The 14,741-nt window shown below is 64.5% G+C and carries 12 protein-coding genes; all 12 read right to left on the reverse strand.

From position 1 onward, the window contains the following. Positions 1-14 precede the first annotated feature (14 nt). The gene (locus tag E4Q08_RS04740) at positions 15-4,052 is read right to left on the reverse strand and encodes a hypothetical protein (RefSeq protein WP_169069541.1); all 4,038 of its coding nucleotides are present in this window, start codon (positions 4,050-4,052) and stop codon (positions 15-17) included. 20 nt (positions 4,053-4,072) lie between these two features. Further along, positions 4,073-4,729: a phage tail protein gene (locus E4Q08_RS04745; protein ID WP_169069542.1), complete on the reverse strand. Its 657-nt coding sequence runs from the start codon at positions 4,727-4,729 to the stop codon at positions 4,073-4,075. Positions 4,730-4,740: 11 nt separating this feature from the next. Continuing rightward, complete coding sequence (locus E4Q08_RS04750) at positions 4,741-5,634, reverse strand: baseplate J/gp47 family protein (RefSeq protein WP_169069543.1); 894 nt, start codon at positions 5,632-5,634, stop codon at positions 4,741-4,743. A 5-nt stretch (positions 5,635-5,639) separates the two neighbouring features. Next, positions 5,640-8,693, reverse strand: coding sequence for a putative baseplate assembly protein (locus E4Q08_RS04755; RefSeq protein ID WP_169069544.1), 3,054 nt, complete (start codon positions 8,691-8,693; stop codon positions 5,640-5,642). Next, positions 8,693-9,088 (reverse strand): GPW/gp25 family protein, encoded by a 396-nt coding sequence (locus E4Q08_RS04760; RefSeq protein ID WP_169069545.1) that lies wholly within the window; start codon positions 9,086-9,088, stop codon positions 8,693-8,695. The genes E4Q08_RS04755 and E4Q08_RS04760 overlap by 1 nt, the downstream gene beginning before the upstream one ends. Before the next feature lie 8 nt (positions 9,089-9,096). Continuing rightward, positions 9,097-9,492: a PAAR domain-containing protein gene (locus E4Q08_RS04765; RefSeq protein WP_034914372.1), complete on the reverse strand. Its 396-nt coding sequence runs from the start codon at positions 9,490-9,492 to the stop codon at positions 9,097-9,099. Positions 9,493-9,495: 3 nt separating this feature from the next. After that, positions 9,496-10,131 (reverse strand): phage baseplate assembly protein V, encoded by a 636-nt coding sequence (locus E4Q08_RS04770; protein WP_169069546.1) that lies wholly within the window; start codon positions 10,129-10,131, stop codon positions 9,496-9,498. Beyond that, entirely contained in the window at positions 10,128-11,201 is a 1,074-nt protein-coding gene (locus E4Q08_RS04775; protein WP_169069547.1) for a phage late control D family protein, read from the reverse strand. The genes E4Q08_RS04770 and E4Q08_RS04775 overlap by 4 nt, the downstream gene beginning before the upstream one ends. 12 nt (positions 11,202-11,213) lie before the next feature. Next, entirely contained in the window at positions 11,214-11,903 is a 690-nt protein-coding gene (locus tag E4Q08_RS04780; RefSeq protein ID WP_034915962.1) for a CIS tube protein, read from the reverse strand. Further along, positions 11,894-12,940, reverse strand: coding sequence for a hypothetical protein (locus E4Q08_RS04785; RefSeq protein WP_169069548.1), 1,047 nt, complete (start codon positions 12,938-12,940; stop codon positions 11,894-11,896). Before E4Q08_RS04785 ends, E4Q08_RS04780 begins: the two co-directional genes overlap by 10 nt. Before the next feature lie 617 nt (positions 12,941-13,557). Beyond that, positions 13,558-14,181 (reverse strand): hypothetical protein, encoded by a 624-nt coding sequence (locus tag E4Q08_RS04790; protein WP_169069549.1) that lies wholly within the window; start codon positions 14,179-14,181, stop codon positions 13,558-13,560. Continuing rightward, positions 14,181-14,735, reverse strand: coding sequence for a phage tail protein (locus E4Q08_RS04795; RefSeq protein ID WP_034915954.1), 555 nt, complete (start codon positions 14,733-14,735; stop codon positions 14,181-14,183). The genes E4Q08_RS04790 and E4Q08_RS04795 overlap by 1 nt, the downstream gene beginning before the upstream one ends. Between the last annotated feature and the right edge of the window lie 6 nt (positions 14,736-14,741).

Below are 14,741 nucleotides of genomic sequence, written 5' to 3' on the forward strand. Positions count from 1 at the left end.
TCGCTTTGGCAAGGCTACTTTTTCTTGCGATCAGCGATGCTCTTCTTCCGGCGGGGTGACGCGCTCTCGGGGGCGGCGCTCGGGGTCTCCGGAGCCTCGTCATCCGTCTCGATGGGGCCGCCGTGCTCTTGCGGGGTCTGATCGGGTTGCCGATGTGCTGCTGCCAGGGCTTCTTCGAGCTGTTTCCGGCGTTGTTCCTCTTCCTGCTGGAAGAATTCCATCCGCTGTCGCTGCTCTTCTCGGGTTCTGGCCCAGGCCTCTTCCATTCGCTGGTGCTCTTCTTCCAGCGCAGGGGAGGGGGCCGTGGGGGCCGGGGACGATGAAAAAACCGGCGGCGCCGTGGGGGTTGGGGGAGCGGGAGAATCCGCAAAGCTTGGGGGTGCCATGTCCATCTTCGCTGTCGTCTGGCGGGCGCTTACGCCGTCCGGTGCCGCTTTCGGGGATTTGCCATAGGCCTCGGGGTTGAGCAACTGGCCTTTCTCAAAATAGCCTGCCCCTTTTTTCTCTTCGACCGGGCGTCTGAGCTGATGGATGACCGGATCGTCGCGATCCGCCAGAACGAGGTAGCTGACCTCCCGGCCCGGTTCGCCGTAAACGGTGAACGCGGTGAAGTTGCGATTCCACTCGTAACCGGTCAGGAACGGCTTGCTGCCGATCGCGGTCAGGCTGACCGTGGCGTCTTCCTCCCTGGTCAGCGCGGCGAAGTAGGAGGGCATCTTGACGGTTCCCTTGCCCGCGGCGTCGAGTTGCACCTTGCCGCGGTACAGGCAGAGGTCTTCGGGCGATTCGACGAAGCTGTGGCGCAGCGTCTTGTTTTCGGGATCGAGCGGGTGGTCGATCAGGAAGGTACCGCTGCCTTTCGAGAGGACACCATTGACATGGACATTGCCGACGAAGTAACCAGCCCACTTTGTGCCGCCGCCGGGGGCGGGGCTAACGTAACTGTAAATGCCGTGCTTGGTTCCACTGCCTGATCCAACCGCATAGACCCTCAGGCCATAAACCTCGCCACTTCCGCCGCTATCGGCAATGACATAGACCCCTTCGGTGGTGTCCGTTGAGCCCGCTGGAGTTTCAGCAGCGAAGTATGCCGCCCGCTTCGGGCCGGCACCCGTTGCAGAACAACTGAGCGCCTCTTTGAATCCGCTTCCTTCGCCGGTTGCGAACGCTCGAATGCCGGAAACGGACCCGGAACCTTGGCTCTGGGCCAAGGCTTCGAGTGCGAGTGTCATGTCGGGTGAATCCTTTCTGCCATCCGCACGAAACGCGCCGGCCAGCTTGTGACCGCCGCCGTAGGCGTGGGCCGATACGGCGCATTTCCTTCCCGCTCCGGCGCCGCCGGAACTGGCGACGATCGCGATCGGCTCCCCGCTCCCGTCGTTCACCACCTCGGCCCAGACGCCATAGGTACCGTCGGCGGAACCGCCGCCTATTGCGCGGAACACGCCAGCGGTCTTTCGACCGGCACCCTCGGCGTGGGCAAAGAGGCCATATTTGGGTCCTGTTCCGGACCCGCCGGCGGTTGTTGTGAACGCGAACGTGTCGCCGGTCCCCTCGCTAACGGCAACCGCCCGAAGTCCTTCCGTGACGTCGGCCGTACCGGCATTGCGGTTATAGGAATAGAACTGCCCGCCATACTTGTTCCCTGAGCCATCGGCAGTACATACGATGCCCTGCTTTTGCCCCGGCCCTGAACCGAAGGCATTGACCGAGAACCCCAGCACGTTGCCGGTCCCTTGGCTACTGGCAGTGACCACGACTCCATCCGCGAAGTCGCTCGACTCGGCCGGGCTTTCGGCATTGAAGTACGCAGCCCGCTTGGGGCCAGACCCGAGTGCCACGCAACTGATCCCCTCTTTGAGACCTTTTCCATCCCCAGACGCTTCCATCCGCAAGCCCGAAACGTCTCCAGTTCCTGCGCTATTGGCTCGGACGTACAGCGCATTTGTCCACTCCGCTGTACCGGCCCCGCTGTACGCGCCAAACTGCCCAGCGTTTTTTTGCCCACCTCCCTCCACGATACTGGTAATGCCTTGTTTCGGTCCGCTTCCTGAACCCCTTGCGTTCACCTGGAGGCCCTTGGTAGCACCGTTTCCTTCGTTGTTGGCACGAACCTCAACGGCACTGGTGTAATCCGTCGAGCCCACTCGACTATCAGCCGCAAACAGGGCCGCACGTTTCTCACCAGCCCCGCTTGCCCAACATTGAATACCCTCTTTGAGGCCGGTTCCGGCGCCTTCTGCATTCACCCACAGAGCCATCACCTGACCAGTCCCATCGCTGCCTGCACCAGCCCGCAGCGCATTGGTGAAGCCCGGCGAGCTGGCCGCACTCGATGCATAGAACTGCCCGGCGAACTTGTCGCCAGCTCCACTCACCTCGCTGAGAACGCCCTGCTTGCGCCCGCTTCCCTCGCCAACTGCGTAGGCCTGGCAAGCGACTGTCTCACCCGTTCCGGCGTTCTGGGCGTAACCGAGCAGAGCCCTCGTGAAGTCCGCTGAACCGGCATCGCTGTAGGCGTGAAATCTCCCCGCGTCCTTCTGGCCGGCGCCGCTGACCTGGCAGGAAATTCCGTCCTTGCGCCCCGCTCCTGAACCCGACGCATCAACCAGGAGACCTTTCGTATCGCCCGTTCCTTCGGTCGTGGCGAGCACCTTGACGCCAACGGTAAGGTCCGCGGTGCCGCCGTCGCTCTCGGCGTAGAACTCGCCGGCCTGCTTGTGGCCGGTGCCTCTGGCAATGCTGACGATGCCTTGTTTCGGTCCGGTTCCTCCTGGGCCCCCGGCCTCCACCGACAGGCCCCGGGCAAGGCCGCTTCCTTGGTTTACGGCGCTGATGCTAACTCCCTCGGTAGGCTCGGTCGAACCGGCAGCGCTCTCGGCAAGGAATGAGGCGGCCTGCTTCTGTCCGCCACCGCGCACCTCGCTGACGACCCCGATCTTCAACCCGGTTCCCGAGCCGGTCAGGCCCGTCCATAGACCCATCACCGGGCCAGAACCTTCACTGCTGGCATCGGCGTGCAGCGCCTGGGTGAAGTCCGAGCCAGCTCCGCTCGTCGCGCTGAAGTAGCCGGCGTGCTTTTCTCCCCCGCCGCTGACTCTGGCGGTGAGGCCACGCTTCTCTCCGCTGCCGCTGCCAGTGGCATCGATGTCAATGCCGAAGACTGTGCCGCTGCCGTCGCTCGACGTGGTCGCGACGCGTCCGACGGCGACGCCAGCGGCGCCGTCGTCCGAGCTCACCACCAGCCGGCTGAGCGGCTCGGGCGTTGCGCCCAGACCGACATTGCCAGCATGCAGCTGCAAGTTGCCGACTATCGTTCCACCCGTGCTCGGCAGTGCACCCACATCCGCCGCCGTCGTCCCGTGCGGATTGCTGCCACCATCGAGACTCAGCGAACTGTGCCGGATCTGCGCGCCATCGCCGCCGGAGTGGTCGTGAGCATCGCCGTGGGTGACCAGCTTGCCGCGAACGCCGGCACTGAGCTTGCTTTCGTCGACGGCGCCATCGGCGAGCTGGTCGGTCGCCACCGCAGCCGGCGCCAGTGCCGCGCCTGCGAGTTGTCGCCCGTCAGCGAACACATCACCCGGATTGCCGGGAAGGTTGCCGCCAGCGGTCAGCGTGAATTGCGCCAAGCGGATCACGCTGCCGTCACCCGCCGGCGTCGTGGTGGACGCCAGTACCTGCGGCCTTTCCATGGTGCGGGTGTCGCCCGTGACGCCGGTGGCGGTACTGGGATCGCTTCCCTCTTCGTGGTAGGCGATCGTGACATGGACCGTCGCCCCGGCAGGGAAAGCCGCCGTGTCGCTCAGGCTGACGATGCGGCTGTCGAGCAATACCAGCTCGCGTCCGCCGCGATCGATGGCCATTCCGGGCTGGATGGTGATCTCCCGGTCGCCGCTCCGGCTGACCGCCAGTCCGTCGGCGACGCCGTAGTCGTGCAGCGCCGCGTTGTGCCGGCGGCGCATCACCAGATGGTATTGCTGTTCGTCGGTGAAATCCGACTCGACCAGGAACTGGTGATTGAAATAGTGCAAACGCTTGATATCAGCCATGGTGGTCCTTGCCTCTCGGGTTAATGGGCGAGATCGCCGAGCAGCGTGTCGACGCCGATCTGGGAGTGCACGCCGATCTGCATCGTGGTGTGCGCGGGATGGTAGTCATAGGCGGTGTGGGCCGGCTTCTCGAGGTCGATCAGGGCCCGGATGATCTGGTTCTGGCGCTGCAGGGTGGCCGGATCGGGATTGGGGATCGTCACGTTCACCCGGAAGTAATGCGGCGCGCTGCCGTTGATCTGGGTATCGACGCCGACGGTCGAATGCTCGCCGATCTGGAAGATGGTGTTCTCGCCTTCCGAGATTTCCGGATCCAGGCCCGTATAGATCTTCAACAGCTCGATCAGATTCTGCTTCGTGCCACGGCGGCGATAGAGCGGGACGATGTTGGCGAGGAATTCCCTCTGCTGGTTTTCCCGCCAGTCGGCGCGCAGCCCGAGCGCCACCCAGCCGGCCAGCCAGTCGAGGAATTCGCGTGGCGTCGCCAGTGGATCGAAAAGCTGGGGTATGGCGGCGATGATCTCTTCCAGCCCGCGCCTGGGCTCGCTATCGGCGCCATGCAGACCCGTCAGGACCTGCTCGAAGGCGAGCAGAAAACGACCCAGCAACGGGTCTTCGGAGAAGATGGCCGGCAGATGCTCTAGGTAGCTGCTACTTTGTTCTTCGCCAATCGCCATCGCATCTTCTCCTAGATCGCTTCAACTTTCACTGCCAGCGTCCGTGCGCTGACCAGTTCGTGCGGCTTGACCGTCAGTCCGATCTGCTTGCCTTGCGCGTTGTGGATCAGGCGCGCGGAATCGTTGCTGGCCAGCGTGACCTCGGTCACATAATCGACTCCCGGCAATTGATCGAGCAGCTGGTAGATTTCGGAGATGAAGACATTGCGCCCGAAAGGCCAGCCGGTCTGTTGCTCCCCGCCGCACAACGGATCGAGAAAAGCACGCAGGGTGGTGATCACTCGCGGCAGCAGTTCGCTCGGGTCGACATCGGGTAGCGCCACCACTGTGGCCTCGATATCCACCTCCACCCGCTGCGGGCCGACGACATGCACAAAAGTCGTCAGCAGCCGGCGCGGCTCCAGGTAGGCTTCGACGGCCTCGAGCACCGGGGTCAGGTCGCCGTCGTGACGGGGCACGACGATCACGCTGACATGGCCCGGCTGCTCGGCTTCGAAGTCGATCAGCGCGTTGCGCCGCGGCAGGCAGCGAACGCGGGCGACGCGTGCATCGGCCTCGAGCGCCAGCGCTTCGAAGTCATCGCAGGAGACCGCGCGTTCCTGGCGCCTGAGCGCCTGGACGCTGGTGCGGATATCGGTCGCCAGGGCTGCCGGGGTCATTCCCGAAGGCTTCCAGTCCTTGCCGTTGAGCAGCTTCAGAAAAGTACGGAGGTTGTCGTCGCTCACCCGGTTCAGCCGGTAAATCAGCATCTCGGACAACCAGGCGAACAGCTCGATCAGGGTGATGCCGGGGTCGGACGGATTGTGGTTGGTCCATTCCGGCGCGTAGCCGGGGATCAGCGTGCGCGCTTCCTCGACCAGGTCGGCATAGCGGCGATCGTCGAGATCGGGGAGGGTCAGCGGCATGGCGATCAGGTTTCCGCGAAGGTCAAACGAATGTCATGGATGCCGGAGTAAACCAGGAAACGGCCGCTCGCCAGCGCACCCGGACGTTCCTCGCTTTCGCTGACTTGCAGGCTGCGCAGATGGTCGACCCCCGGTACTGCTTCGAGCAACGCGTAGAGGTCTGAAGGATGCGGCTTGCGGCCGAAATCCCAGCCGTTGCGATCGAGCCCGCCGGTCAAGGGGTGCAGGAAGCGGGCCAGCGTCTGCGCCACCTCGCTTTCCACCGCGCTGGCGCCCTCCATGGAAAGCAGCGCCACCTCGACGGAGACGTCGACGCGCAGGTACTCGGGTCCGACGACGACCAGATCGGCTGTTGGAATGCGACGTTGATCGAGATAGCGCCTGACCTCGTCAAGGAGTGTCAGGCTCGGCAGGGGCTTGGCATCGCGCGTGCGCGGCACGACGATCAGGCTGACGGTACCCGGCCAGGAGCGCAGGGCAGCGGGGTCGCGGGCCAGATCGTGGAGCGGGACGCAGCGGGCGCGCGCCACTGCCGGCGAGGCCAGCACCGCCAGATCCTGGTAATCCTCGATGCTGACCGCGCGCTGCCGATGACGCAGGGCGCGCGGTGCGCGCTGCCGCAGCGATTCCAGCGTTTCCGCTTCGGCACCGCCCAGCGCCGGTTCCAGGTTGCTCACCTGGTCCACATACGGGACGGTGGTCTTCAACTGCACAACGGCATTCGCCGGCCGGTTGCCGACGACACCGCCGCCGGTCCGGTAGTGGGCCAGGCGGACATTGCCGGTACCGGCCGGCGGGATCAGGCCGTTACGGCCATTGCCGAAGCGAATCTCGCCGCTCAGTGCGTCAAGGACGTAGTGCCGGTCGCGCGGACCCGACCCGTAAAAGTCGGCCACCGGCAGCCAGCGTACCCAGATCTCGGGCGGCCGGCCGCCCGCTCCTTCGGTGAACGTGATCGCAGCGTCGCCGCTGGCTTGCTGGATCAGCGTCTGTTCGGCGGTGGCCGGCAGTTCGCGTTCACGCACTTCGAGGCGTTCGCCAGCCAGCAGGGGCGTGCGGATCGTACGAAAACGCTGGTTTTCGCTGCCATCGCTCGAACCGAGGATTTCGTTGCGCACGGTGACGGCCTGCAAGGCCATCGTCGTGTTGAAGAGCACGCGGCTCAGATGCGGTGCGAGCGGGTAGTCGCCGCTTTCCCAGCGGGCGCGTAACCAGTACGCCTGCCGGGCAAACTCGGCACGACTGGAAAAATCGCTCGGCGCCAGCCATTCGAGCAGACCCGAGCGGGTGAAGTTTTCCGAGCCATCCTGGACCTTCAGATCGCTCCACTGCATCCCGTTCCAGTACGCCCAGGCCAGCCGCAAGGGATCGGCCGAGTGCGCTGCCGGGGGAGAGGCGCTGGCCTCGCCGTACTTCAGCCCGGCACTGGCGAGGTACAGGCTGAGCTTGCGATTGGGAAAGACGCGCCGCGCCGCGGGCAGGGTGAAACCCAGATAGACCGTTGGCCGCGGTTCGGACGTCGCCTGAAACGGCTGGAACGGGGTGCCGGGGACGGCCGTGTAGACAAAATCGTTGTACGTCAGCAGCGCTGCGAGCGGCGTCGTTCGGGTCAGCAGGTAGTCGATGCTGAGTCGCCGGATCGAAGGCGCGGCAAAGGTGGCCGGGATGAAGCGATATCCATGTTCGGGATGTTCCGGATCGACCGGCTCGTAACGCGCTTCCTGGCCATAGTCGCCGGCATTGAGGCGTACGCGCAGCCAGTATTCCTCGAGGCCATTGACGGTTTTCGGTTGCGGCGGCTTGCCCAGTTTGCAGGTGATCGTCCCGGACTGGGTCAGGTTCGCGGTGTCATCGACCATATCGTCGGGCGTTACCCACGCCTGGCCGTTCCAGTAGTCCCAGGCAAGCTCGAGATTTTCTGATGCGCGCGTCGCTGGAATGGGTGGCTTCTTGGCGTCGCTGGGATTGGTCAGCTCGATGCGCAGGGTGATCGTACTGCCCGCTTCGGCAAACGCCCGGCCACGCGCCAGGTACAGCGTATCGCCGAAGCGCGGCTTGTCGCCGAAAGGAAGGAAATCCTTGCCCAGGTCGACCGGAAGCTGGTTGGCGAAGGCTACGTCGGCGGCCAGGCCGGTCGCTCCGATGGTGACTTGTGCGCTGAGAGACGCGATCTCAGGCAAGTGGCTGGCGCGCACCCTCCCGGCCTGAAGGGCGTCAGCAGGTGTGATCGGCGTCAGCAGACGGCATCGCAGCCAGCGGCTGGTCTGGTCGGCGAGACGCTGCTCGGCGATCGGAAAGGCGCGCAGGCCGGCAGTCAGCACGACATCGCCGTTGCGCGTCAGCGCTTCGGTCTGATCGACGGGTGCGAGCGGGCAGCCCTCCTTGCCGTCCCAGATTTCCCATTGCACGGTACGGGGATCGGGAGCCGGGTTCTCGCTCGTCAGTTCGAAGGTCAGGCGCAATTCCTGCAGATCGGATCGTCCGAACAGCGCGTCGTCACCGAGATAGAGGACATGCTCGAGCGCCCGGTTGCCCGCGAAGACCGGAATGGCGATTGCCGCTGGTGTGCTCAGCCATGGGCTGTAGTCGGCATAGCGATCGGCTTCCGGTTCGCGGACGAACAGGCAGGAAAGCTGCGCTGCGCCAACCACCAGTTCACCTGCGGTCTCGAACAAGACCGGTTCGTTCTCGCCTTCGGCCGGCGGCGAGGCGACCTGGGTCCCGCTCGGCACAATCGCATCGGCGATGCTGCCCGGCGCCAGCGAGAAGGTGAGCGGAACCCGGGCGGGTTGCGGTGGCAAGCGTGCCTCGCCGAGCAGGTCGAGAAAGGCGAGGAGGTTCTTGTCCGGAACTTGGTTGAGTCGGTGCAGGATGATTTCGGCAAAGCGGCTGAAGATGCCGATCAGCGCCGTCCCCAGCGGGTCGCTGCGGATCTGACCGGTCGCAGGATCGGTATATTGCTCGTGCCAGTCAGGTGCATAAATGGCCAGCAACTCGCGCAGTTGTCCGGAAACGGCGGCAGCTGTACGCGGATCGATCGGCGGAGCGGTCTTGCTCATCAGCTCGTGCTCCTGTCCAGATAGAAGGGATAGACCAGGTTGAAGGCGTTGTTGGTGGCGCGTACCTCGTAGTCGATGCTGATCAGCAGCAGCTCGCCGCCTGCGGCCGCCTGCACCTGGATGTCGAGCACATCGATACGCGGCTCGAACAGCAGCAGGGCCTGGCGGATGGCCTGCGTTACCCTGCCGGCGGTGGAGGCGCTATTGATCTCGAAAACCAGGTCGTAAATGCCGCAGCCGAAATCCGGACGCATCACGCGTTCACCCTTGGCCGTGCCCAGGATGATCCAGATCGACTGACGCACGCTCTCCTCGTACTCGGCGTGGTTGAAGAAGCCAAGTTCATCGAGTGTGAGGGGGAATCCCCAACCAACGCCGAGAAATGGTTTCGACATAAGCCTTCCTAACCGATGAACACCGTACCCACGGCGATTACCTGGCCAGCCGGCAAGTCCGCGGGATCGTTGCAGGTGGTCGCGGGGTCACCGTTGCGCGCGGCCATCTTGCCGTTGATTTTCACTGTCGGGCTGCCGATCCGGATGCTTGCCTGGTTGCCCGGAGGTTTCTGAAAAGCGGTTCCGGGTGGTGTCGGCAGATGGGGAGGCGTGTTGTCGGCCGTGCTGTCGACGGTCGCCGCCGGCTTCCCCTGGATGTTGACGTCGCTGCTCAGATTGCCGTTGATGATGCCGGTAAAAGGGTGCGGCAAAGGCGTCGGCAGCGGTGGCGTACCCGGGACGATGACGATATGCGTGTCGGTGGCGACGATCCGGTCGCCCTGTTTGGCGGCAGGTTGGCCCATGATTCAGTTGATATTGACGGTTGCACCCTGGATGTTCAGCGTTGCGCTGGCTGTTACGTCGATTCCCGCCCCAGCTTCGAGGCTGGCGTCGGCGGAGGACTTGATTTCCACCTTCCGGGCCTCGAGCTTGATCGTTCCCTGTGGCGCCAACAAGCTGATGTCCTGCTCGCTGGTGATGGTGATCGTGTTGGTCGCGGTGTCGAAGACGATGCTGTTCTTTTCGCTCTTGTCGATGATTTCGATCTTTTCCTTGCCGTCCTCGTCGTTGAGACGAACCAGATGGCCGCTGCGCGATCGGATCAGGCGCAAGGCATTCTTGCCGTCGGCGTTGTCGGCCGGCGGTTTGTCCTTGCCGTTCCACAGGCCGCCGAGGACATAGGGAAAACGCAGGTCGCCCTGTTCGAAGGCGACCAGCACCTCATCGTCCACTTCCGGCAGGAAGTACCAGCCGCGACCGCTGCCGGCCATCGGCGTGGCGATCCTCGCCCAGGCGCTCTCGTCGGCGTCGCTCAGCCAGGGGAACCTGAGCTTGACCCGTCCGAGCCCGTCGGGGTCCTGATTGTTGGTTACCACGCCAAACACCACGCCGGCGATGCGGGTGGCGTCGCCATGCTCGACAAGCAGGTTGAAGAAGCTCACGTCGCGTTCCTCCTGACGGTGAAACGGGTCAGATAACCCTGGTGGGGCGTATAGCCATGGTTCGCCGAGACGACATAGTACGGGCCGCTGAAACGTTGACCGAGCCCGTCGATCCTGATGACTGCGCCGGCCCGCAAGTCGGTGCGTCCCCGGCACGCTCCTTCACCCTCGATCAGTTCCAGTACGCCGCGATTGAAGCGGGCCTTGGCCAGTTGATCGGCTTCGGCCTGGGTGGCCAGCGGCTGCCGGCTGATCAATCCGACGGCCGCGCCGAAGGCGCTGTTCGCGAGAGCCGCGCCAGTCTGCCGGCCGCCCATCTTCGAGACTTCTGCCCCGGCCCTGGCCTGACCGATGATCTCCTGCTTGTCCTTGACGTTCCAGCCGCGTACCTCGACTTCGCTGACCTGGCCCACCGCAGAAAGCCGTGGGTAGAACTCCAGCAGGTCGTCGTTCAGCGTCAGGGTCATGATTTCGCTCGCCGCGTTGGCTACCGGCCGGAAAGACAGCGTCTTGTCATCGACGCTGACTTCGTATTCGATCCGGCGAGCGCGCTCCTGAAGAAACGCCAGATCGCTCTGGCCGGCCTGGAGCACGTAGTCATGGACGACACGGCTGTCCTCGGTCTGCGCAGTCAGCCCCGCTTCGCCGGCGATTTGCGCGGCGATATCGCTGTCTTTCTGCTGCAAGAAGGTACGCACCTTGCGACCCCGTTGCAGGCGGTGGCGGCGGTCATAACCGCGCACCGTCAGATGAGGCAGGCGGTCGGCCGCGAATTCGAGTTCCAGGGCGGTAATCTCGCCCTTGATCAGACTGGCCAGATCGTCCACATAGCCCAGCCTGACGTCGGCCACCTGGCCGACGGCAAACAGATTCCGGTCGTCGATCCAGGCCAGGAGCTGATCGTCGTGTTCCGATCCGGCCAGTTCAATGGCGAACATGCTCGGCAGCTCGACGCTGTCGTCGACCTCGACAGCGATGACGTGCGTTGCGACAGCCTTGGACAGGGGAGATCCGTTGACGGCGATCGCGAAATCGGCGATCAGCGGGCTGCGCGGATTGGCGACGGGCATCGTTGCTCTTCCTCAGCCGCGCCTGGGAATCGTCAGTGTTCGACCGACGTCCAGATGGCGCGGATCGTTCAGGTTGTTCGCCTCGGCGATCAGTCGCCACTGCGCCGGGTCACGATAGATTTCGGCAGCGATGGCACTCAGGGTGTCGCCGCGCTTGAGCTGTCGAGTGGTGAACTCCGGGTCGGTCTGGCGCTGGTCGAGTGCCGGGTCGAGGAACTCGGTGACCGTGATCGTCAGGGTGGCCCGCAAGGGTTTGCCGTCGCTGCTGAAAAACGTGAAGCGCTGGGCGAGGTTGCTGAGCACGCCGGTGAAAGGAAAATCGGAGTGGGCCGGCGGCGCGGCACCCCAGGTGATTTCGACCGCCGGTGGGCGCTGCAGCTCCTTCTGGATGCGTGTCAGTTCGACCACCTTGTTGGTCTCCTTGCGCACGTCGCCGCTGACGACGTCGTTGACCGGTTCGGTCACGTCGTAGAACAGCTCCAGATTCAACAACCGGCTGCCACCGCCAGCAAAGAACAGGGTCGGCGCATTCACCATGCGATTGGTCCGGGCGCTCGTCGGGCCGGTTGCACTGAGGGAATTCCAGGTGACTGACTTGCTGATCGAGTAGGTGTTCGGGTTGAAAAGCACCGCGAACCTCTTGTTCGTTATGGATTGGCCGCTTTTGTCGAGGGGAGTGATCGTCAGCTTGCTCAGTTCCATCCCTTGACTCCTCGACGTTCGCGTTCAATGGTCAGTTGGCGGTGGATACGACGGCTGAGCTGGGCGATCAGTGGCTCCCAGTCCCGTGTTTCCCCCGGCAAAGGGACATCGCTCGTGGGCGTGGAAAGGCTGGGCTGGCTGTCCGCAGGTGCCGAAGATGCGCCGCCGTTCGACGGACGGGCGGCGACAGTCGGCGTTTTCGTCGTTTCGAGGATTCCCGCGCTGCCGGCTCCCGGAGAGGGCGATGCGGCGATGCGTTGGCGCCAGACCATTCCCGAAACCGGGTCAGTGGCTGCCGCAGTGGCTTTTTCATGGATCACCGGCAGTGCCGACGTGACTGCCGTGTCAGGTGTCGCTTCATTGACTTCAGCCGCGTGCCGAGCCGCGGTCGGGTAGGCAAAGGGCAGACTGCCGCGACCCTTGGCGGCGCTGCTTGCCGCCAAGGCATGGCCTGCAAGCGGTGGATCGACCGATCGATGGTCGTCGATCGGCGCCGGGTTACGGACTGCGCCGGGCGTCGCGGATGGGGTTGCAACCGGGGTCCGGGTGTTTCCCGTTTGCCGGATCGAGGCGCCCGCTGCCCGCCGGAATGAAGTGTGGACTGGTTCGCTTCTGCCCGTAGCGGAGCGGTCGATTGCCGGGCGCGCGCTGGCCGCCGCTGGCGGGCCAATCGGGGCAGCGAGCTTCGCGGGTAGTGCGGCCGCCTGGTCAAACCGATGGCCGTCGGTCGGCGCCGGGTTACGGACTGCGCCGGGCGTCGCGGGTGGGATCGCAACCGGGAGCCGGCTGTCGCCCGGTTGCCGGATCGAGGTGCCTGCGGCCCGCCTGAAGAGGGTGGCCTGGGCATCGTCGGCCCGGTCGTGCGGTGTCGCCGATACCGCCGCGTGCGCGATCGTTTGCCGTGCGGCGGCCAGCGGGAGTTTCGCCGCCACCCGGGCGTCGGGAATGGCCCGTCGATTCGCTGCTGCTGCCTCCGCGGGAAACGCTGGAGTTGGGTAATCGGGCAGCAAACGCTGGCGCAGGCCGGCGTTGGTCATGGCAGAGAAGTCGGCGGTGCTCGCTGAGAGGTTTGTGGCAATTCTGTCCGACGACTGTGGGTCAGTTGGGGTGCGCGTGCCGGGAACTGCCGGACCACCGATGGCAGCGAGCGTTGCCACTCGATCAGACGGTTGGTCGTCGGGTTGCCCGCCGTGCGCCATTGACTTCCCGCTGGGCGCTGCTCCTTGTCGAGTCGAAAACGCCGCCGTAGCGGGCAGCACTTTTCGCCTGACCCGAACGCTTCCGGCAGTTAGAGGAGATGGTTCTGCCGTGAAACCTGTCGACGGAGGGCGGTCGACCTGCAACGGAGAGCGGTCGACCTGTGACGGAGAGCGGTCGACCTGCCCTGCGATGCTCGATCGCTCCGCCATTTCGGGTGTTACGCCCGCTGCTTGGGTGACGGCAGAGCGCAGGCTGCCGATCTGTCCATGGTGTGCTGCTTCCCCCGCCGGCCTGCTGGCAAGCGAGTCGCCAGACGCGGCGCCCGCAGTCAGATCGTTGTGCACAGTGGCCGGCCTGGTGGCGGAGGAAGCGGCGAACACGCGGAAAAGGTCAGATCGAGTCTCGGCCCCCCGGCCAGAGTCATAGCGGGCGAGCAGGGGTTTCAACAGCGTTACTATGAAAGTCGCGAGCGACTCACGAATCTCCCCTCCCCACTCGCGGGGGGAGGGGTTGGGGGGAGAGGGAAACGGTCATGACTTTCATCATCGGGGGTGTCTTGCAAAGTCATGACCGTTTGTCCGAACTCGCCGGCGGTACGACTCGCCTGCTGCCGTGACTGCTGCACATGGATTACCCCAGCCGGTCGAGTCGTGCGCTGTGCCAGGCGGTCAGTCAGCGGGCCGGCGTTTACCGTGCTCGCTGCCGGGGAATAAGGGGCGAGGTCAATCTTGCCGCTGGAATCCGGGTTTGCCTGCCGGCGGATGTCAAACCGGGCTGCCGCGGTTCCCGGCAATTCGGCTCCGCTACTCGCCAGGGTCACCGGGAAAGCACGGGCCGTCCGGTAAACGAAACCGGTGTGGCCACCTCCCGGTGGTATCTCGCCAGCACCGGCACGGGCCAGCAGTCGCTGCAGCAACGGAAAGCGCTGTCCAGCCCACACGGCCGTGCGGGCGTAATGCTGCTGCGGCCAGCGCACGTCAATCATTCCGAGTTCCTCGCTGCTGCGGGCGGTCGTGGCGTTCAGCCAGCCATCCTGACGGCAGAGGAATGTTCGCATCGGCCGCGGGCGCGCATCCATCAGAATAGCCCTTCGGAAAACGTCAACGAACCGCCACTGATGCGCTCAGCAACGACGCCGGCCACGACGTTTGCCAGTCTCGGCCGGCTGAGCCCACGGTGGGCAAGTTCCACGCTTTCAATGGCGACCCCGCCCGAACTGGCCACCAGCGAGGGTCCGCTCCAGCGGAAGGGGAAGGCCTCCTTGAAGTCCCACCAGATGACCGGGATGCGCTGTTTGTTCAGCAGGTAGATGGTGCCGTTCCGGCGTCTGATCCTGCCCTGTACGACATCCTGATGCCAGCCCCAGAGTCCATCGATTTGCGTCAGTCCGTGTTTGAGCAGCAGTGGCGGATACTTCGTCGGTCCGGCAAAACGATGCATGTACTCATTGACGCCGCCTTCGCGATACTCGAAGGTTTCACTTTCCACTTGCAGGCCACTGCATTCCGAAAAGCCGCCGGCCAGGATCCCTTCGATCTCCACCAGGAAATTGAAGGCCTGGTAGGGGTCGACACGCACCCCCGACAAGTTGGTCGCCAGACTGAAGGCGGTGTTCAAACCCAGTTCAGGCATATCGCT

Origin of the sequence: Candidatus Accumulibacter contiguus (assembly GCF_012940005.1) — a bacterium.
Classification (GTDB): Bacteria; Pseudomonadota; Gammaproteobacteria; order Burkholderiales; family Rhodocyclaceae; genus Accumulibacter; species Accumulibacter contiguus.

Excerpts from the sequence above, each read along its gene's own strand:
- E4Q08_RS04740 (WP_169069541.1), bottom strand. The coding sequence starts at position 4,052 with ATGGCTGATATCAAGCGTTTGCACTATTTCAATCACCAGTTCCTGGTC.
- E4Q08_RS04745 (WP_169069542.1), bottom strand. The coding sequence starts at position 4,729 with ATGGCGATTGGCGAAGAACAAAGTAGCAGCTACCTAGAGCATCTGCCG.
- E4Q08_RS04750 (WP_169069543.1), bottom strand. The coding sequence starts at position 5,634 with ATGCCGCTGACCCTCCCCGATCTCGACGATCGCCGCTATGCCGACCTG.
- E4Q08_RS04755 (WP_169069544.1), bottom strand. The coding sequence starts at position 8,693 with ATGAGCAAGACCGCTCCGCCGATCGATCCGCGTACAGCTGCCGCCGTT.
- E4Q08_RS04760 (WP_169069545.1), bottom strand. The coding sequence starts at position 9,088 with ATGTCGAAACCATTTCTCGGCGTTGGTTGGGGATTCCCCCTCACACTC.
- E4Q08_RS04765 (WP_034914372.1), bottom strand. The coding sequence starts at position 9,492 with ATGGGCCAACCTGCCGCCAAACAGGGCGACCGGATCGTCGCCACCGAC.
- E4Q08_RS04775 (WP_169069547.1), bottom strand. The coding sequence starts at position 11,201 with ATGCCCGTCGCCAATCCGCGCAGCCCGCTGATCGCCGATTTCGCGATC.
- E4Q08_RS04780 (WP_034915962.1), bottom strand. The coding sequence starts at position 11,903 with ATGGAACTGAGCAAGCTGACGATCACTCCCCTCGACAAAAGCGGCCAA.
- E4Q08_RS04785 (WP_169069548.1), bottom strand. The coding sequence starts at position 12,940 with ATGACCAACGCCGGCCTGCGCCAGCGTTTGCTGCCCGATTACCCAACT.
- E4Q08_RS04790 (WP_169069549.1), bottom strand. The coding sequence starts at position 14,181 with ATGGATGCGCGCCCGCGGCCGATGCGAACATTCCTCTGCCGTCAGGAT.
- E4Q08_RS04795 (WP_034915954.1), bottom strand. The coding sequence starts at position 14,735 with ATGCCTGAACTGGGTTTGAACACCGCCTTCAGTCTGGCGACCAACTTG.